This is a genomic window from Paenibacillus sp. MSJ-34, assembly GCF_018918005.1.
Lineage (GTDB): Bacteria > Bacillota > Bacilli > Paenibacillales > Paenibacillaceae > MSJ-34.
Genome location: NZ_JAHLPR010000020.1, coordinates 40050 through 59942 on the forward strand (window position 1 = coordinate 40050; position 19893 = coordinate 59942).

Below are 19893 nucleotides of genomic sequence, written 5' to 3' on the forward strand. Positions count from 1 at the left end.
GACAGGAGGGATGTTGGTTTGAGCGGACAAGAAGTCGTACTGGCCGTCCATCGGATTGCGAAAAAAATACGAGGAAAATGGATCGTCAACGACGTTACATTCGACGTGCGCGCAGGAGAAATATTCGGTTTTCTCGGGCCGAACGGCGCCGGCAAGACGACGACGATCCGAATGCTGGTCGATCTGATCAAGCCGACGTCGGGCTCCATCGAATTGTGCGGCTTCGACGTCAACCGCAATCCGGAGCAAGCTTTGCGGTATGTCGGCTGCATCGTCGAAAATCCGGAGGTTTATACGTACTTGACGGGTTGGGAAAATCTCGAGCATTTTGCGCGCATGCAGCCGGATGTGGACGAAGACCGGATCGGCGAAGTGGTGGAGATCGTCGGATTGCATCATAGAATTAACGACAAAGTACGCACGTATTCGCTCGGGATGCGCCAAAGGCTTGGCATTGCCCAAGCGCTGCTCGGACGGCCGAATCTGCTTATATTGGACGAACCGACGAACGGGCTCGATCCGAAAGGGATCAAAGAATTGCGGCAATTTATACGCCGGTTGGCGGACGAAGGGATGGCGCTGTTCATCTCCAGCCATTTGCTCTCCGAAATCCAGCTGATGTGCGATCGCGTCGCCATCATTAGCCACGGCGAAGTGCTGGCGGTCGGGGATGTGGACGAACTGATCGAACAAGGCAGCAATTACGTCGTTTGGCAATTGGACCCGGCGGAGCGGGGCCGGGAATTGCTTGCGCAGGCCGATGCGGTCGAATTGGTCGATATCCATCAAACCGACATCGACGAGACGATGCTGGCGGGCCTGGACGAATCCGCGATCATTACCGCGATGGACCCGAACCGCATTCCGTCGTTGAACCGGCTTTTCGTCGAAGCGGGCGTTGACGTGCAGGCGGTGCAGCGCATGAATCCGACGCTGGAGCAGCTATTTCTGAAAATGACGGAAGGTGAAGGCATTGAATAGCGTGCTGCCTTTAATTAAAAACGAAACGTTAAAGATCGTAAAAAAGAAACGGTTTCATGTCATCGTATTAATATTGCTGGTGCTTATACCGGTATTTACATACGCGCAAATGAAAACGACGGAGAGCAACCGCGAGAAGTTCAAAGACTGGCGTCTTGCGCTGCAGCAGCAAATTACCGACAATCAAAATTCGCTCGCCAGCGCCCGCGTTCCGGAGGAATGGAAAAAATACCGCTTGATTATGATCCAACAATGGCAATATTATTTGGATCATGACGTCGATCCGAGCTCGCCGAATGCGGTAACGTTTACGCGAATGTTCATGGATAATTCCGCAACGCTGTTCATCCCGCTGCTCGTTATGGCGATCGGCTCGGATCTCGTGTCGTCCGAACGGACGACGGGCACGATCAAAATGCTGCTCACCCGGCCGGTACGCCGGTGGAAAATTTTGCTGAGCAAATTGGTGGCCTTATCGATGTTTGTCGGTCTGATCATCGTCGTGACGTTCGCGTTGTCCTATTTGATATCGGGCATCGTGTTCGGCTATGGCGGTTGGACGTTTCCGCTCTTTACCGGGTTTCAAATCAACGGCACCGACGTCGACGTTTCGGCCGTTCATCCGGTCCCGCAATGGTTTTATTTATTGATGCAATGCGGGTTAATCTGGTTTACGAGCATGGTGGTGGCGGTGCTCGCGTTTATGGTTTCCGTACTGTTGCGGAGTACGGCCGCCAGCATCGTAACGATTATGGCGACATTGATCGCCGGAACGATTTTAACCAATATGTCATCTTCTTGGCCGAGCGCAAAATATTTTTTTATGGTAAATTTGAAGTTGACCGATTATTTGGGAGGCACGCCGCCGCCGATCGAAGGGATGACATTGCCGTTTTCGCTCGCCGTTCTAGGCGTTTGGGCGATTGCGGCGTTAGTCGTAAGTTTCCTTGTCTTTACGAAACAGGATATTTTGAATTAAAATGAACAAATATATGATTTCGAAAATCTTAAGGGGGAGCATGAGTGGTCGAGCAGATCGATTTATTTGCAAATGAATTCGCAGGCGATAACGGAACGGCTTCAGGATACGATGCTGACGACATTCAAGTGCTTGAAGGGCTGGTCGCGGTTCGGAAACGGCCCGGGATGTATATCGGCAGTACAAGCTCGTCTGGCCTTCATCATTTGATATGGGAAATCGTGGACAACGCGGTCGACGAACATTTAGCCAATTTTTGCTCCAAAATCGATGTCACGATACATAAAGATCATTCGGTCACCGTTCTGGACAACGGGCGCGGGATTCCGACGGGCATTCACAAGACCGGCGTTCCGACGCCGCAGGTCGTATTCACGATGCTGCATGCGGGCGGGAAATTCGGCGGCTCCGGATACAAGAAATCCGGGGGATTGCACGGCGTTGGCGCATCCGTGACGAACGCGTTATCCGAATGGCTGGAGGTGGAAATATACCACAAAGGCAAAATCCATAAACAGCGCTTTGAGTATTGGAAAGATGCGGACGGCAAAGAGCATGTAGGCGAACCGACGACCGGATTGGAAGTGGTCGGCAATACGAACCGCACCGGAACGAAGGTAACGTTCAAGCCGGATGCGCGCGTTTTTCCAAGCGGGATTCATATTAGCTACGATACGCTCGCGGAACGGTTGCAGGAGATCGCGTTTCTCAATTCCGGCTTGAAAGTGGTGCTCAAAGACGAGCGCACCGGAGAGGAAGACGTGTTCCATTACGAAGGCGGAGCGAGCCAGTTCGTACAATTTCTGAACGAGAGCAAAACGGCGCTGCACGAAGAAGTGATCCATTTCTCCGCGGAGAAGGACGACATCGAAGTGGAAGTCGCGCTGCAGTATAACGACGGATATACGGAAACGATCGCTTCGTTCGTCAACTCGATTCCGACGCGCGGGGGCGGTACGCATGAAACGGGGTTCAAGACGGCGTTTACCCGGGTGATGAACGAATATGCGCGCAAGATCGGCTTATTGAAAGAAAAAGACAAAAACTTGGAAGGCAATGATTTGCGCGAAGGCATGATGTGCGTCATAAGCGTCAAAATGTCCGAGGTGGAATTCGTCGGCCAGACCAAAGACCAACTCGGCAGCGCCACGGCACGCAGCGCGGTCGATGCGGTCGTCTCGGAGAAGATGGCGCTGTTCCTTGAGGAAAATCCGCAGGTTGCGCAAATGCTCGTGAAGAAGGCGATCCAAGCGTCCAAAGCGCGGGAAGCGGCGCGCAAAGCGCGGGAAGAAGTGCGCAGCGGCAAGAAGCGAAGCGAAAGCTCGAATTTTGGCGGCAAGCTGACGCCTGCGCAATCGAAAGATTATACGCGAACGGAACTGTTTATCGTCGAAGGAGATTCGGCGGGAGGATCGGCGAAGCAAGGGCGCGATTCAAAGATTCAGGCGATTTTGCCGCTGAAGGGAAAGCCGATGAATCCGGAGAAGGCGAAATTGGCCGACATTTTGAAAAACGACGAATACCGCTATATTATCGCTGCGATCGGCGCGGGCGTCGGGGCTGATTTCGAGCTGGAAGAGAGCAACTACTCCAAAATAATTATTATGACGGATGCCGATACGGACGGAGCGCATATTCAAGTGCTGCTGCTTACGTTCTTTTACCGTTACATGAAGCCTTTGATCGATGCGGGACGGGTCTATATCGCGCAGCCGCCGCTTTATAAAATTACGCGCAAATCGGGCAAACTGGTTACGGTTCGCTACGCTTGGACGGATGAGCAGCTTGCCAATTATTTGAAAGAATTCGGCAAAAACTTCGAACTGCAGCGTTATAAAGGTTTGGGAGAAATGAACCCGGAACAATTGTGGGAAACGACGATGAATCCGGAAACCCGCACTTTATTGCAGGTGCAGATCGAAGACGCCGCCAAAGCGGAGCGCCGCGTATCCACCTTAATGGGCGATAAAGTCGATCCGCGCAAGCGCTGGATCGTCGAAAACGTGGACTTTACGGAATATGAGGAGTAAGGGGGGATCGTGATGGACTTGTTGGAACAATTTTTACCGGCGTTTCTGGAAGATGTCGTCGGGGATCGTTTCGGCCGTTATTCCAAATACATTATTCAAGATCGAGCCATACCCGATATCCGTGACGGCTTGAAGCCGGTCCAACGGCGCATATTATACGCGATGTACGATGCGGGCAATACGCCGGACAAGCCGTACCGCAAATCGGCGAAAACGGTCGGGGACGTGATGGGGAATTATCATCCGCACGGCGATTCGTCGATTTACGAAGGCATGGTGCGCATGGCCCAGCCTTGGAAGATGGGGCATGTGCTCATCGACGGACACGGCAACTGGGGCTCGCAAGACGACGATCCGGCCGCGGCTATGCGGTACACCGAGGCGCGCTTATCGCCGATCGCGATGGAACTTCTGCGCGATATCGAGAAGCGAACGGTATTGTTTAAAGACAATTTCGATAATACGACGAAAGAACCGGTAGTCCTGCCTTCCCGTTATCCGAACTTGTTGGTGAACGGGGTAAGCGGGATTTCGTCGGGTTTTGCGACCGAAATTCCGCCCCATAATTTACGCGAAGTCATCGATGCTTGCATCGCCGTTATGGATCGGGACAACATTACGCTCGAAGAACTGATGCAAATCGTGAAAGGCCCGGATTTTCCGACCGGCGGGCTCATTATGGGCGAGGAAGGAATTAGGGACGCTTATCAGACGGGTAAAGGCCGCATACATGTCCGTTCGAAGACGGAAATCGAAGAAATGCGCGGCGGACGCAAACAAATTATCGTCACGGAAATTCCGTATCAAGTCGTCAAGTCGCGGCTCGTGACTGCGATCGAAAATATTCGGCTGGAGAAAAAAGTCGAAGGCATCGCCGAAGTGCGCGACGAAAGCGGCCGAGGCGGATTGCGAATCGTCATCGAGCTCAAAAAGGATGCGGATGCACAGGGCATATTGGCATATTTGTTGAAAAAGACGGATCTGCAAGTAAACTACAATTTCAACATGGTCGCTATCGTCAATAAAGCTCCGAGACAACTCGGCCTGAAGCAAATGCTCGAAGCGTATATCGAGCACCAGAAGGAAGTTGTCACGTACCGCACGAAGTACGATTTGGAAAAGGCGGAAGACCGGGCGCATGTGCTCGAAGGACTCGTCAAGGCGCTCAATCTGTTGGACGATATTATCGCGACGATTAAAGGCTCGAAAAACCGGCAGGACGCGCAAAATAATTTGATCGACAAGTTTCAATTTACGGAACGCCAAGCGGACGCCATTCTGACGCTCCAATTATATCGTCTGACCAATTTGGAGATTACATCGCTCGAGAAAGAGCTTCATGATATTTCCAAGAAAATCGCGAATTACCGTTCGATTTTGGAGAATACCAAAAAGCTGCTCAAGGTCATCAAGGACGAATTGATTGAAATTCGCGAAAAATACGGCATTGATCGCCGTTCCTCCATCCAAAGCGAGGTGGAGGAATTGAAGGTGAATTTGGAGGTCATGGTTACGCCGGAAGACGTTCTCGTCACGTTGTCGAACGAAGGATATTTGAAACGGACAAGCATGCTGTCGTTTACGCGTTCCGGCGGGGAGTTGGACAGTTCGGGCGTGAAGGAAGGCGACGTCGTCCGCTATTTGTTCGAAGTGAACACGATCGACAATCTGCTCTTATTTACCCGGAAAGGCCAATACTTCTTGCTGCCGGTTCATCAAGTTCCGGAGTTTAAATGGAAGGACAACGGCACGGCTATCGTCAACGTTATCCCGATCGCGAAGGACGATCAAATCGTCGCTGTCATTCCGGTCAAAAATTTCGAAGAACCGAATCGATCGCTCGTGTTCGTAACGGGACGCGGCCAAGTGAAGCGTACGGAGCTGAAAGAATATTTCACCAGCCGTTCGATCGCGATCGCCGCCTGCAAGTTGGCCGAAGGAGACGAAGTGGTTGCCGTCCATGAAAGCGACGGTACGAAAGACATTATGCTTGTGACGAAAGACGGAATGAGCATTCGCTTTCACGAATCGGAGGTCAATTCGATGGGACGCGTATCCGGCGGTGTGCGCGGCATCCAATTGAAGGACGGGGATCAAGTGGTGGCCGCCGAGTGGGTGGACGACGAAGGAGAATTGATCACGATATCCGAACTCGGCTTTGCCAAGCGTACGCTGTTGGTAGATTACCCGACCCAAGGCAGAGGCGGCAAAGGGATCATTACGTTCGAGTTTAAAGAGGGCAAGAGGGTTCGTCCGAATGGAACCCGCCTCGTAGGCGCATTCCATTGCAAAGAGCCGTATACGCTGACGGTGCTGACGAGCGGCGGTGCGGTGCATACGTTCTCGACGGAGCAGCCTCCGATCGACGAGCGCAAATCGGTCGGCAAATCGGTCGTTTCGCTGGAGAAGAAGGAAACGATCGCTCATATTTGGCGCCGAAACGAATAAAGTTTGCGGTGCATGCGAAAAAGTCGATGCTGTTGGACGGTTCAACAGTATCGACTTTATTTCTTTTGTCGAAATCCCCGTCGCTCAGAAATGTCGGTTCCTTGCGGTCAATGCGTTGTACTATTGCTTTTTTTCCCCCCTTTTGTCGAAATCCCATTCGTTCAGAAAGCTCAAAAAAACTAGTTGTCGAAATTCCCCTCGTTCAGAAAGCCCAAATAACTTTTTGTCCAATCCCCTTCGTTCAGAAAACCTCAGAAAACTAGCTGTCGATAAACTCCGGAAAACCAGCATCGGTTCATAAAGAGCAAAAAAGTGGCTTTCGTTAGTGACGTAAGCTTGTATTTTTTCTTCCTAAGGGAAGCTTTTGAAATAGCAAGACGGTGACCATATTTTCCTAAAAAATAAAATTTGAAAGTTGAAATAGGAACATTTGTTTGGTAAAATAAAGGGGAACGTAAGTTCTAATTATTGTGCCGGGAGGGATTGTCATGACCGAGTTGTTATCCTTTGAAGCGTTCTCAGCTTATTATGAGAAGGAAGAGACATGCGCGAAAGCATGGTACGACATGAGATGGCCGGACGGGTTCCGATGCCCCCGGTGTCAGCATCATGCCGCTTACGTCATTACGACCCGCAAACTCCCTCTCTATGAGTGCCAATCCTGCAAAGCGCAAACTTCGCTCATTGCCGGTACGGTCATGGAAGGCAGCCGCACCTCGCTGCGCAAATGGTTTCAGGCGATTTATCTCCATGCTCGGCCGGAGGGCGTCAACGCGATACAATTATCCCGAATCATCGAGGTAACTTACAAAACCGCTTGGCTCATCTGCCACAAGCTGCGGTATGCCATGTCCCAGACGGAATCGACGGAGCTGTTGTCCGGACTGGTTCGCATTTCGGAAGCGATCTATGCCTTGAGGATCACGCCCGGCTCGAATTGGCATAAACAAGCACAACCTCTGCTTATCGGCGCTTCGGAGGATGACAACGGGGTGATGGTGAAAATAAAAATCGAAAAACAGCGGAAAGAACCGATCAAAACTTGCTTTAAGCCTTTTCCGGTGGAGCATTTTATTGATCGTTATGTGGATCCGAAGGCGGCTGCCGGTGCGATTGTGACGCGCCGCATCGGACGCGACAGGAACCTAACGTTAATACGGCTTGCAGGGGAAGTGGAAACGTGGCTTGCTTGCCGGTTCGGCGGCATTGGAAGCAAGCATCTGCAAGCTTATTTGAATCATTATTGTTACATGTTTAACCATAGTCAACCATCCCCGCTGAAATCGCTATTCAACAGCTGCGTTACTTCACGAACGATTACTTATCCTGAGCTTGTCGGTCATATTGATAATTCCGGCCAGGTTGCTTATAAATTCGCCTCTTAATGAAATAGCGCTAGTTTCGCTTGCTAAATACGAGTACACATTTTTATCATAACAACTATTAGTGTTGAAAGCAGAATCGGCTCCGCGTTACACATAAGATTCATTTACATTCTATCCTGACCGAGCGGGATATCAACAGAAAAGGGGGGGCCTGACTGAGCGGGATATCGACAGAAGGGCGGAAAAAAGGAAAGGGAAGGGCGTAGAAAGGCCTGAAGTGAGCTGAAAAAGTTCGCCAAAGAGTTGAAAAAGAAAGAGCGGAAAAGAGCGACAAAGTGAAGAAAAGTTGGAAAGAAGCGAGAAGAAGCGAGAAAAGCGAAAGAAGTGAAAAGAAGCGAGCAAGTGAGGAGGAAAAGCATGAACAGGGGCCGGCCGAAGCGGGGCTAACGGCAACGCCGACCCGAATTTACAGCAGCCGGGAAATAAACAAGGAAGCGATGCTGAAATAAACCGTTAACGAGAAGACGTCGTTCAACGTTGTAATTAAAGGCCCGGAAGCGACGGCCGGGTCCACTTTGAACAAATATAGCAGCAGCGGAATCAACGTCCCGGCCAACGTGCCGATAATAAGCGTCGCCAACAGCGTGCTGCCGACGACCAAACCGAGAACCGGATCGCCTTGCCAAACGATTGCGATCATCGTAATTAAGATGCCGCATACCGCGCCAATAATGACGCCGACGCCCAATTCGCGCAGCAGCAGGCGCATCACGCTTCTGCGGTTAATCTCGTTGGACATGAGCCCGCGTACGACGACAACGAGCGATTGCGTGCCGGTATTGCCTGTCATCCCCGAAATCATCGGCATGAAATAAGTGAGCGCCACGACTTTCGTGAGCGTTTCTTCGAAGCCGCTCAAGATGCTGCCGGTTAGGACTCCCAGTCCTAATAGCAATACGAGCCAAGGCAAACGGCGCGCGGCAGCGGTCAATGTACTCGTACTCCAATCGATCGTTTTGCCCGATGCGGACAGTTTGGCGATATCTTCGTTGGCTTCTTCGATAATGACATCCACGATGTCGTCAACGGTTACGATGCCGATCAAGCGGCTCTGTTCATCGATGACAGGGACGGAAATGAAGTCATACTGCTCTATGACGCGCGCCACTTGCTCCTGATCCATATCGACCGGCACGGAGATGACGCGAGTATACATAATATCTTCCACTTTATCGAATAATTCGGCCAGCAATAGATCGCGGTATGAAACGACGCCGACCAGCCGTTTGTTATCGTCAAGGACGTACAGATAGTAAATGTTCTCGGCGATATCGGCAAATGATTTCAATTTGTCAACCGCTTCTCTCACGGTGTAAGTTTGACGGATCCAAACGTAACGGTTCGTCATGATTCCTCCCGCGGTTTCGGGAGGGTAACGCAGCAAATCTTTAATATGATTGGATTCTTCGGCTTGCATGGAGGATAAAAATTGCTCGATCTTATCGACCGACAATTGATGAAGCAAATCGGCCAAATCGTCATTTTCCATCAAATCCATAATATTGGATGATTGCTGAACTCCAAGTTTATGTAGTATATCGATTTGCATGGGTGGATGAAGCTCTTGAATGAGATTGGCGATTTGTTTCGGTTGAAGCATACCAAGAAATTTGAGCCGATGCTTTTCCGGCAAATTCGAATAAAGCTGCCCGATATCGTAAGGCTGCAATTCATCGATGATTTGTTGTATCTCGTCGCGCTTATGCTCTTTTATATTTTGGATAACCAACAGCATGATTTCTTCTTCCGACATCGTATGTACCATCTTTACGCACCATCCTTACGGCAATGTTTATAGCCCATTTCCATTTTTCCCTCCAAGTTCAAGAATCATCCGACGCCGATTTCCTTTTCTTTCAAGCAAAAATGTGGTAAACTAGATATAGTTAATTGGATTAAACATTTACTACATTAACGAATTTTGGAGGAATAAGTCGATGCAAACCGATGAATTTGTAAAACTTTGGGCCAAGCTGTCGAAGGACTATAAAATTCATCTGGAACAACGGTTGGCGCCCTCGTTAACGGAAGCGCAGCTCGACGTTTTGGAAGTGATCGATCAGCATGGCAAGATGAAGCCTTCGGATTTAATGCCTTTCCTGGAAACATCGCCGCCCGCCATTACGACTTTGTTGGATCGGATGGAAAAAGGGGGGCTGATTACGCGCGTTCGGACGGAAGAGGACCGCAGGGCGATTTGGGTGGAACTGACGGAGAAAGGGAAAGAAGAAATGCGCCGGGGAATGAAGGTTCGCGACGAATATGTTTCATCCGTCTTGAGCCGCATTTCGGCGCATAATCAACAACTGTTCATCTATTTGCTAGGCAAAATTACGAGCGCTTAATCGACGGCCGGGGGAGAAGCTTGTACCCGAACCGTTTCGTTCATCGATTCCAAGTGGGCGGTCAACGCTTGCAATTTCTCTTTCAGCCGTTTGTAGTCGGCTTCGCGGAGCAACGGATTGTTGCGATGCTCGATCGTCTGCTGCACCGGCAAAATGCGATATTGCCGTTTGGCCCGCGGGCCGGAGATATGGACCCAGGTTGGGATGGCGCTTGCGTCGTGTAACTCTACGGTTCCTTCCGGAAAATGCTTTTTGATATGTACGGAAAAAATAATGCCGTAATCGGTATACTCGTCTTTCATATTCGATAGGAAATTACCCATGGAGTAGACAATATATCCGGTTCGTTTGGATCCGTCTTCGTTCGTTACTTCGACTTTTTCGTATGGTTGTACGACATGCGCATGAGCCCCGAGAATGATGTCGGCTCCCGCTTGAATGCATTCGCGCGCCAATTCCATTTGCTGTTTGTTGGGCTTTCGCTGATATTCGGTTCCGAAATGGAGCGCGATCGTTACGACATCGGCTCCGGCCTCGCGCAATCCGGCAATATCCGCCATCATTTTCGGTTTGTCGATCAGAGAGATCAGATAAGGCTTGTCTTCCGGGACCTTAATTCCGTTCGTTCCATATGTATAGGCCAGAATCCCCATTTTGATATCGTTTTTCGTCACGATCGTCCATTGTTCCGCTTCTTCGGCGCTTGCCGCCGTTCCTTTCGTCACAAGCCCTTGCTCCTTAAGCCGATCCAATGTGCGAATCACTCCGATTTCTTTGCGGTCCATCGCATGGTTGTTTGCCGTCGTTACGATCGTAAAACCCGCGTATTTCAATGCTGCCGCCAATTCGGGCGGAGCGTTGAACATCGGGTAGCCGCTATAGCCCAAATCCTCGCCGCCCAGCGGCGCCTCCAGATTGGCCAGCACCCAATCCCCTTCTTCCAAAATCGGCTTCACATGCGTAAAAAAATTGTTGAAATTATACGTCTTTGTCTTCGCGTCGTAAGAAGCCGGCAATTGCGGCATGTGCATCATAATATCGCCGACGGCGAGCAATGCCGCTTCCGTTGTGTAAGAAGGGATTACGGTTTCGGGGCCCTCCTGGGTTTGATCAAGCCACGGGTCGGAAGTTTCCGCCGGAGCGCCGAAATCGGACGGACTCGATGTTTCCTCATCCGGTAGGGAGATTGGCGCCGCGGTATGTACCGATGAAATCGGCTGGCAACCGGACAGTACCAATGCGAAACAGAGGAAAACGATCGCGTTCGCCAGACGGATTGTACGAAAGGGGCGGAGTATCCGATTATTCAAACGCATCACCCCACAAATTCCAAGGGTAAGCGTCGGGCGGAACCGACCGGAACATTACCCGCTCTTTCGTGATCGGGTGAGGGAATCCGATGGACGCCGACCATAAGGCGATTTGCTGGCCGGGTGCGTTCAGGCGCGCGCCATATTTCTGATCGCCGACAAGCGGGCATCCGATCGCATTCATCTGAACGCGGATTTGATGCGGACGCCCCGTGTGAAGCCGGATGCGGACGAGGCTCAGCTTGTCGCGCGCGGCGACGGTCGAGTACTCGAGCACCGCCTTTTTCGCTCCGTCCGCGCGTTCGTCGACGATCGAGACGGTATTCGTTCTCGCGTCTTTGCGCAAATAATGAACGAGCTCTTCGGCAGGCTTGGACGGCGTGCCGTGCACAACCGCATAATATTCCTTGTCGAATGAGCGGCTGCGAACCGCCTCGGACAAGCGGGAAGCGGCTTTCGACGTTTTGGCGAACACCATCGCTCCGCCGACGGGCCTGTCCAGACGGTGCACTAAACCGAGATAGACGTTTCCCGGTTTGTTGTATCTCGTTTTTAAATCCGCCCGCAAAATCGTCAACATATCCGGATCGCCGCTGGCATCTTCCTGGGAAGGGATGTTGACCGGTTTCTCCACGACGAGGACATGGTTGTCTTCAAATAAGACGGCGATATTCGGGTATTCCGGTGCATGATTCGATTGCATCATAATTACGAGGATGCCTCCCACCGGCCTAATATGCCGCAAGGCAGGACGAGCCCGGAATGGGTAATCGGAAGGCCGATTTCGCCCGAAGTAATGTTTCCGCCGAACTTGCGCTTCATCGTCATGCTGAGCAAATTATGCAGCACGGCCGGCGACAATCCGGTCGTATACGAATTGACGAGCACAAATAACGGGTTGTCCGACATAATCGATAAGCAAAATTCAAGAAACGGATACAGATTGGTTTCCAGTTTCCACATTTCGCCGCCCGGTCCTCTTCCGTAAGAGGGCGGATCCATTATGATTGCGTCGTATTGATTGCCGCGCCGTTGTTCGCGTTGTACGAATTTGAACACGTCATCCGTAATAAATCGGACCGGCCGGTCGCTCAAACCCGACAAATGCAAGTTTTCCTTCGCCCACTGCACCATGCCTTTGGCCGCATCGACGTGGCATACTTCCGCGCCCGCATATGCGCAAGCCACCGTAGCTCCGCCCGTATACGCGAATAAATTCAATACTTTAATCGGCCGCTGCGCCGATCGAATTTTGTCGATCATCCAGCTCCAGTTGACGGCTTGTTCGGGAAACAAACCCGTATGCTTGAAGCTTGTCGGTTTAATGTGGAAGGACAGTTCGCCGTATGCGACGGTCCAGCGATCGGGGACTTGTTTTTTCATTTCCCAATGCCCGCCGCCGGACGAACTGCGGTGATAGTGGCCGTGCACGTCTTTCCAACGTTTCGTTTCCTGCGCGAGCGGCCAAATGATTTGCGGATCCGGCCTGCGCAGCACGACGTCGCCCCAGCGCTCCAGCTTCTCGCCGCCGCCGGTGTCGATGAGTTCATAATCTTGCCAATCTTTTGCCACGTACATGTAGATACCATCCTTGTCACGTAGATTTGATTCGTTTATCATATTGGACACTAACCTACATTATAGCCAATGGCATAGGACGAAGGCAATGATTGGCTGTGATCGGTCAAATAACGGTTTCGTCGTTTTGTTTAATCATGTTCATCATTAAATCGATGGTGTATTTGCGCTTATCCTGATCCATCGTGTTTAGCAGCCGAATGATTTCATTCGCTTCGCCGGCATCAGGCCGGCTGGATACGCCGCTTACGATATAATCGAGCGAAACGTCGTAGAATGCGGCTAATTTCAGCAATGTTTCATAGACGGGCTGCCGATTGTTAATTTCGTAATGGCTGTAGGCCGAACGGGTAATTCCGATCGTGCGCGCCACTTCTTCTTGTGAAATGTTCCTGTTCATCCGAAGCTGTCTCAAACGATCACCCATGGTCATTGTCATATACTCCTTCTATCAAAGATTGCCGCAAGCGGAAGTTGCACAATGAAGCCTTTCCCTTTTAATAGTAATTTATGATACAAATTGTATCATGTTAAGCTTGTACATTGCATTTGCGTCGAAATTTGCATAAAAAAGGATCGCCGCCCGTTTAACGCGGGGCGAACGATCCGATAGCATTTGCAGCCGATTTCATTCAAAATATTTTTTTGCCGATGACATGATCGAGCGGGATATAGCCGATGTCTCTGCTGTCCGTGCTGTGATTGCGGTTGTCTCCCATGACGAAAATATGGCCTTCCGGCACGACTCTTTTTTCCTTGGTCATATACAGCATCGTTTCGTTTAAATATGGCTCGTCCAGCGCTTCACCGTTCCGGTATACCTTATGGTTTTTGAATTCCAAAACGTCGCCGGGCTTGCCGATGACCCGTTTCACATAAAAAATATGTTCATTGTTATACCCGGTAATCAGGCTGAATAGAGGGGACTCGATAATATCGTCCCTAAACGAGCGCTCCCGGTCGACGCGGCTGTCTATGATCACAATATCGCCGTAATCCGGCAAGGAGGAAAACGTATGCGACAGCTTGGATATGTAGATACGCTGCGTATCGCTCAAAGTAGGTTCCATGGAATGGCCGAGCACTTTGGACGGTTGAAAAATAAAAATGCTGACGATAAGAGACAGAACGAATGCGATCGCAATGGAGCCGGCCCAACTGCCGATTTCTTTGACTAGTTTCACGAATATTCCTGCCTTTCTTCAAAACGTATTCTTTTTGATTATACGCAGCGGACGGATAAAGGTTTCTTTTATTGTTGCGGCTTGTGTGCTATCATTTTCGTAAAGAGGAGACGATGAATATGAGAATTTATACTCGTACCGGCGATAAAGGTACTACGGCGGTCATCGGAGGCCGTGTCGATAAAGACGATATTCGCGTGGAAGCGTACGGGACGGTCGATGAGTTGAACAGCTTTACCGGCATGGCGCATAGTATGATGGACGATTCGATTTATAAGGATATGAAAGAAGATATCGCGACGATTCAACAGGAGTTGTTCGATTGCGGCCATGACTTGGCATTAGCCAAACAAGATTTGCGGCCGTACCGCGTTACCGCCGAAATGGCGGACAAATTGGAAGCTTGGATCGACCGGTATGACGCGGAAACGCCGGATATTACAAAATTCATTATGCCGGGCGGATGCTCCGTATCCTCGGCGCTGCATGTTTGCCGCACGGTGTGCCGGCGCGCGGAACGCCGAATCGTTACGCTCGGCAAGTCCGAGGAAATCAATCAGGACGTTCTGAAATATATAAATCGATTGTCCGATTTGTTCTTTACATTGGCCAGAACGGCTAATTTCCGCGAAAAAGTGGAAGGCGTCGAATACGTGCGCAGCGGAAACGTCTTTCGCCGGAATAACAAATAATGTTCTATTTCACGCGAATTATTTCAATCAGGACATTTTCCGGCTTGACAATGTGCAAGCCCATTCGATATAATCAGCTCATAAATTAATAGTCTATGGAAACTCACAAAGGGGAGTAGCTTTCACAATAAAGTCGTCAGTTCGGGATAGGAAATATCCCCGGCTTTATTGGCAATGTACCATTGTTAGCAAGACCTTTGCCGATTAAGGTAAAGGTCCGGATATATACATATGTAGACCTTTGCCGTTAACGGTGAAGGTCTATTTCTTTGTGTGGGCCTAAATAATTTGGGGGCAGGTGAAAAATAATAATCATCGGACGGAATGGATGGATTAGTCTGCAATTAGGGGACGACCGGTAAGGAAAATAATGATGCTACAGGTTGCCATTTTTAAAATGAGGAGTGTGTCGTGATGGACGTGTTCAGCTTCCAATTTTTATCCGCACTAATTAGTATTATTATCATCGACCTTGTGCTTGCCGGAGACAATGCGATCGTGATCGGATTGGCTGCGCGCAATGTCCCGAAGGAGATGCAGAAGAGGGTTATCATTTGGGGAACGGTCGGCGCCATTGTTGTTCGCGCCCTTGCCACGCTGGCAGTCGCTTGGCTGTTGAAGCTGCCGGGACTGCTGCTTATCGGCGGTATTCTGCTTGTATGGATTGCCTATAAGCTGCTCGTTGGCGAGAAAAAGCATGAGATGGAAGCGAAGTCGGGCGTGCTTGCCGCGATCGGCACGATTCTCGTCGCCGACGTCGTCATGAGTTTGGACAATGTGCTGGCTGTGGCCGGCGCAGCACACGGCAATTTCTTGCTGATCATTATCGGGCTCCTCGTCAGCATCCCGATCATCGTCTGGGGAAGCACCTTGTTTATTAAGCTTATGGATCGTTTCAAATGGATCATTTATATCGGGTCCGGCATCCTGGCTTATACGGCGGCCAAAATGATCGTCGACGAGAAATTCATCCATCCGTTTTTCGCAGCCAATCCGGCATTGAAATGGGTGTTTATCGTCGTCGTGGTTATCGCTGTGCTCGGACTTGGCGTCATGAAAAACCGCAGCCGATTAGCGGCCAAAGGAGCCGCATAATCGACCGATTGCGTTATAAAAGCCGCGCCGCTATCGCGAACCGCTTCATATGCGGCTTGCGAGGCGGCGCGTTTTTTTGAACGATTATTCCTTATGTTCAGCGATTTGGCTGGCGGCAGAGTCGACGGATTGGGCGCGATGCGAACCGGATTTCGACCCTGCATGTTGTTGTTTCGATGTGCCCGTATTTCCGCTGTAGATCAGCAGCAGGGCCGCGAACAGCAAGACGGCTCCCAAGATGCGCTGCCAATTCAACTCGACAGGCTGTCTGCCGAACCATCCGAAGTGGTCGATAGCCAAGCTCATGACGATTTGTCCCACGATTGCGCAAACGACAAAGGTGCCAACGCCGAGCCGCGGAACGGCAAACACCATCATAAAGACGTAAAAAGCTCCGATCAGGCCGCCGAAAAGCTGCCATTTCGGCACTTGAAACACATGGGTGACATTCCCTTTGCCGATAAAAAACATCAATAGCATTAATGCGACGCATCCGATGAAAAAAGAGATGAAAGCTCCTTCAATCGTTCCGATCTTTTTGCCGAGTTCTCCGTTCACACCGGATTGTACGCTCATACCGGCGCCGCTAAGCAGCACCAACAGCAGCATAATAATGTTGTTCAATTTTCTCAACTCCCTCTATCTGTCATTCTATTGTATTGCTCCATCCCGCTTTTGAAAAGAGAAAATTAGGCTCAGGCATGCTCCAAGCGTATATGTTACAATACAAAACATAACAAAAAGAGTTGTAGAGAGGAAGAAAGATATGACAACAGCGGCAATAGAGGACTTCGACAAGTTGGATATTCGAATCGGTACGATCGTACGGGCCGAGCCGTTTCCCGAAGCGCGCAAGCCCGCGATCAAACTGGAAATCGATTTCGGCGATCTCGGCGTGAAGCGTTCCAGCGCGCAAATTACGGCTCGTTATTGCCCCGAGCGTCTGGTCGGCCGCCAAATTGCGGCAGTCGTTAATTTTCCGCCCAGACGGATTGCAGGCTATGTGTCCGAAGTTTTGGTATTGGGCGCCGTTCCCGGTGAAGGAGACGTCGTGCTGCTCGGTCCCGATCAACCGGTAGCGAACGGAACGCCGATCGCTTAAAGGGAAGGAGAGAGCGATTTACTTGCGCTTTGCCGTTTGAACCGTTGCTACGTCCCGGAACCGCCACGGCGATTGGCTTGAATCCCTTTCAAATATAATCCGGTACGTAACCTGCTGCGCTCTGCTTCCTTTCCGGTAAAGCGTCGCCCTGAAGCGAATTTCTTTAAACAATAACTCTTCCTCGGCGGCATCGTTTCCCGGCTTATTCGCATGACGGAGCCTTTCGAACTGAATGGAGGTCAGTTCGCTCAACTCCCGTTCAATAGATGCGAGTTGGGCGGGAGATACGCCTTCAAGCAATTGCCTTATCATATCAATATCCTTTTGCTGCATCGCTTCCTTCCATATTTCCGTCAATTGCTCCGGCGAGGCGGACTGGAAAAAGGTCTTCAACATGCCTGCCGCTTTATGAACCATTAATTGATGGGCCAAGTCCGGGCGATCGGAGCGATGGGTCGTGCTGCCGCTGAAATGAATGCAGAAATGGCCCGAAAAACCGTTTCCCGGAATTCCGTCCCCGCCATGAGGCATTCCGTTCATGGAAGCGGCGTACCGTTGGTTGCCGAACTGGACCAATATCGCTTTCCTGTTCCAGCTCCACCGGTTGTTATAGATCTCTTTCATTATTTTGGTGTCTTCTTTCGTCAAAGGCTGCACATCCGCATGATCTCTTCCCGCCCGGTGCTGCACGCGAAACGTCAGTCCCGTTTCCAAATCCGTGACGGAAAATATGCTTTTGCGCGGGACGGTTCGCTTCACTTCATCCCAAGAAATCAGCTTCCCATAATGGCGCTTTCTTAACGCCTCCGCATACCGAAGCAGTTTGCCGGACGTTTCTTTAGACAATGTCAGCCGTTCGGACTGCGCTTCGTTCCATAGGTTTCCGGTATACTCCAAGCGAAATTGCTGTTCCCGGTTCTGGCGGAACACGGTTACGTACAGATCGGTCATATAAAGATGAGGATCGGCTTTTTGCATTCGCGCTCGCGCGATCTCTTTCGCGATTTCGCGGTGATAGACGGCAAGCCTCGTTTCGTACGTTGCTGTCGGACTGCAGCGGACGGCGAAAGTGACGACCGCTTGCTCGGCCGATTTCGCCGGCAAGGCCGAAGCGGGCTGCAGGAATAATGCGCATAATAACAACGCTGCGGTGAAGGCGTGGACGGATCGATGAAACATACATAACCTCCTGTTCAATCCCTTTCTTGTACGATTTCCGTGCGTCAACCATTGTTATTTTGCGCAAACTCCTGCGAATTCATTTGCCGGCAGCCTAAATGGCAATCAAAATCAGCAATGGAAAAAAGACATTCCAGTTTGAAATGTCTTTTTCAGTCGATCGCTTCATTATTCGTATTTCTTCAAAATAATGACCGCGTTGTGGCCTCCGAAGCCGAAGGAGTTGGACAGCCCGATGCTCGGATTCGCCTTCCTTGCACGGTTCGGCACGTAATCCAGATCGCATTGCGGATCCGGATGCTCCAAGTTGATCGTCGGCGGAATGAGGCCCTCCTGCAACGATTTGATTAGCGCGATCGCTTCCACACCGCCTGCGGCGCCGAGCAGATGGCCCAGCATCGATTTGTTGGCGGTGACAGGAATGTCGTAGGCGCGACTGCCCAACAGCTTCTTAATCGCCAATGTTTCCGACAAATCTCCAAGCGGCGTGCTGGTGGCATGCGCATTGATGCAATCGATTTGTTCCGCGGAGATGGCGGCGTCTTGAACGGCTTCCTTCATTGCCCGATAGGCGCCTGTTCCTTCCGGTTCGGTCGCGACCATATGATAGGCGTCGGAAGAGGCGCCGTAGCCGATCACTTCCGCATGGATTCGCGCTTCTCTGCGCCGCGCATGCTCGTACGATTCGAGTACGAGCACGCCGGCCCCTTCGGAAGGCACGAAACCGTCGCGCTCGGCGTCGAAGGGCCGGCTGGCCCGTTCAGGCTCGTCGTTGCGCGTGGAGAGGGCGGTCGCGTTGCCGAATCCCGCCAGCGCGAGATCCGTCAACGTCGCTTCCGCGCCTCCGGCAATGACGACGTCGGCGCCGCCTCGCTGTATCAGTTTATACGCTTCGCCGATTGCGTTGTTGCTGCTGGCGCAGGCCGTAACAGGCGCCAATGTCGGTCCTGTGAAACCGAACATAATGCTCACTTGCGCCGCCGCCATATTGGCGATCATCATCGGAACAACCGTCGGGCTGACGCGTCCGGGACCGCGGTTCAGCAGCGTCCGGTAATTGTCCAGCAGCGTTTGCAAGCCGCCGACGCCGGAACCGATATATACTCCGATCCGCTCCTTGTCTTCCGTTTCGACGTTTAGGGCGGCATCCTCGATCGCTTGCTTGGACGCAGCGACCGCAAACTGGCAAAACCGATCCATTCTTCGCACGTCGCGGGACCCGACGGCTTTCTCCGCATCGAACCCGCGGACGATACCGGCTATCTTCGATTTATACGGCGAAATATCGAACGTATCGATGGTCGAAATAGCCGATTCTCCGTTCGCAAGCTTGCTCCAGAACGTCGGAACGTCATTCCCGAGCGGCGAGATGACGCCCATCCCCGTTACAACTACACGTGTCATTCGATTTCCCTCCAATTGAAATTGATTTCTCGTCTCTTGCAACCTTTAGATCGCCATACATCGATGGGGATCGGTCGCGATCGAACGTTCATTTGTTCCTATCATGTCATAATGAATATCCTATTACAAGTTGTTGTTTATCATGGTATAATTAATGATAGGTTTTGCAATAAACGGTTGT

19 protein-coding genes are annotated in these 19893 nt (G+C 51.0%); 10 read left to right on the forward strand and 9 right to left on the reverse strand.

The annotated features are described in order from the left end of the window. Window positions 1–18: 18 nt before the first annotated feature. From KQI79_RS11735 to KQI79_RS11760, 6 genes are all read left to right on the forward strand, one after another. The gene (locus tag KQI79_RS11735; protein WP_253298100.1) at window positions 19–981 is read left to right on the forward strand and encodes an ABC transporter ATP-binding protein; all 963 of its coding nucleotides are present in this window, start codon (window positions 19–21) and stop codon (window positions 979–981) included. Then, the gene (locus KQI79_RS11740) at window positions 974–1960 is read left to right on the forward strand and encodes an ABC transporter permease (protein ID WP_216538426.1); all 987 of its coding nucleotides are present in this window, start codon (window positions 974–976) and stop codon (window positions 1958–1960) included. Before KQI79_RS11735 ends, KQI79_RS11740 begins: the two co-directional genes overlap by 8 nt. 44 nt (window positions 1961–2004) lie before the next feature. Beyond that, on the forward strand, window positions 2005–3990 hold the full coding sequence (gene parE / locus KQI79_RS11745) for a DNA topoisomerase IV subunit B (RefSeq protein WP_216538427.1): 1986 nt from the start codon (window positions 2005–2007) through the stop codon (window positions 3988–3990). A 12-nt stretch (window positions 3991–4002) separates the two neighbouring features. Next, on the forward strand, window positions 4003–6438 hold the full coding sequence (gyrA, locus tag KQI79_RS11750) for a DNA gyrase subunit A (protein ID WP_216538428.1): 2436 nt from the start codon (window positions 4003–4005) through the stop codon (window positions 6436–6438). A gap of 488 nt (window positions 6439–6926) precedes the next feature. After that, window positions 6927–7823, forward strand: a complete 897-nt coding sequence (locus KQI79_RS11755; protein WP_216538429.1) for a transposase — start codon at window positions 6927–6929, stop codon at window positions 7821–7823. A gap of 275 nt (window positions 7824–8098) precedes the next feature. Beyond that, window positions 8099–8272 (forward strand): hypothetical protein, encoded by a 174-nt coding sequence (locus KQI79_RS11760; protein WP_216538430.1) that lies wholly within the window; start codon window positions 8099–8101, stop codon window positions 8270–8272. Here the strand turns inward: KQI79_RS11760 and mgtE are convergent. Next, entirely contained in the window at window positions 8230–9588 is a 1359-nt protein-coding gene (mgtE, locus tag KQI79_RS11765; RefSeq protein WP_216538431.1) for a magnesium transporter, read from the reverse strand. The two genes, KQI79_RS11760 and mgtE, sit on opposite strands and share 43 nt — an antisense overlap. 172 nt (window positions 9589–9760) lie before the next feature. On the opposite strand from mgtE, the gene KQI79_RS11770 reads away from it, so the two are divergent. Continuing rightward, a complete protein-coding gene (locus tag KQI79_RS11770; RefSeq protein WP_216538432.1) occupies window positions 9761–10168 on the forward strand; it encodes a MarR family winged helix-turn-helix transcriptional regulator in 408 nt (135 codons plus the stop codon). On the opposite strand, the gene KQI79_RS11775 is transcribed toward KQI79_RS11770, so the two are convergent. The 5 genes from KQI79_RS11775 to lepB form a co-directional block, all read right to left on the reverse strand. Next, the gene (locus tag KQI79_RS11775) at window positions 10165–11478 is read right to left on the reverse strand and encodes a CapA family protein (protein WP_230192371.1); all 1314 of its coding nucleotides are present in this window, start codon (window positions 11476–11478) and stop codon (window positions 10165–10167) included. The genes KQI79_RS11770 and KQI79_RS11775 overlap by 4 nt on opposite strands. After that, a complete protein-coding gene (locus tag KQI79_RS11780) occupies window positions 11471–12181 on the reverse strand; it encodes an RluA family pseudouridine synthase (protein ID WP_216538475.1) in 711 nt (236 codons plus the stop codon). The genes KQI79_RS11775 and KQI79_RS11780 overlap by 8 nt, the downstream gene beginning before the upstream one ends. Before the next feature lie 5 nt (window positions 12182–12186). Continuing rightward, window positions 12187–13056: a class I SAM-dependent methyltransferase gene (locus KQI79_RS11785; RefSeq protein WP_216538433.1), complete on the reverse strand. Its 870-nt coding sequence runs from the start codon at window positions 13054–13056 to the stop codon at window positions 12187–12189. 106 nt (window positions 13057–13162) lie between these two features. Beyond that, on the reverse strand, window positions 13163–13489 hold the full coding sequence (locus KQI79_RS11790; RefSeq protein WP_216538434.1) for a helix-turn-helix domain-containing protein: 327 nt from the start codon (window positions 13487–13489) through the stop codon (window positions 13163–13165). Between the two features lie 199 nt (window positions 13490–13688). Continuing rightward, window positions 13689–14240, reverse strand: coding sequence for a signal peptidase I (gene lepB / locus KQI79_RS11795; protein ID WP_216538435.1), 552 nt, complete (start codon window positions 14238–14240; stop codon window positions 13689–13691). Window positions 14241–14359: 119 nt separating this feature from the next. On the opposite strand from lepB, the gene KQI79_RS11800 reads away from it, so the two are divergent. Both KQI79_RS11800 and KQI79_RS11805 read left to right on the forward strand, forming a co-directional pair. Then, window positions 14360–14932, forward strand: a complete 573-nt coding sequence (locus KQI79_RS11800) for a cob(I)yrinic acid a,c-diamide adenosyltransferase (protein WP_216538436.1) — start codon at window positions 14360–14362, stop codon at window positions 14930–14932. A 414-nt stretch (window positions 14933–15346) separates the two neighbouring features. Continuing rightward, complete coding sequence (locus tag KQI79_RS11805; RefSeq protein WP_216538437.1) at window positions 15347–16027, forward strand: TerC family protein; 681 nt, start codon at window positions 15347–15349, stop codon at window positions 16025–16027. Between the two features lie 84 nt (window positions 16028–16111). On the opposite strand, the gene KQI79_RS11810 is transcribed toward KQI79_RS11805, so the two are convergent. Beyond that, window positions 16112–16651 carry a DMT family transporter gene (locus KQI79_RS11810; protein WP_230192369.1) on the reverse strand — a complete coding sequence of 180 codons (540 nt, stop codon included), beginning with the start codon at window positions 16649–16651 and terminating at the stop codon, window positions 16112–16114. 142 nt (window positions 16652–16793) lie between these two features. Here KQI79_RS11810 and csaA point away from each other — a divergent pair, with 142 nt between their 5' ends. Next, entirely contained in the window at window positions 16794–17129 is a 336-nt protein-coding gene (gene csaA / locus KQI79_RS11815) for a chaperone CsaA (RefSeq protein WP_216538438.1), read from the forward strand. Between the two features lie 18 nt (window positions 17130–17147). Here the strand turns inward: csaA and KQI79_RS11820 are convergent, their stop codons facing one another. Next, the gene (locus KQI79_RS11820; RefSeq protein WP_216538439.1) at window positions 17148–18308 is read right to left on the reverse strand and encodes a hypothetical protein; all 1161 of its coding nucleotides are present in this window, start codon (window positions 18306–18308) and stop codon (window positions 17148–17150) included. Between the two features lie 168 nt (window positions 18309–18476). Then, a complete protein-coding gene (gene fabF, locus KQI79_RS11825; protein ID WP_216538440.1) occupies window positions 18477–19712 on the reverse strand; it encodes a beta-ketoacyl-ACP synthase II in 1236 nt (411 codons plus the stop codon). Window positions 19713–19893 lie beyond the last annotated feature (181 nt).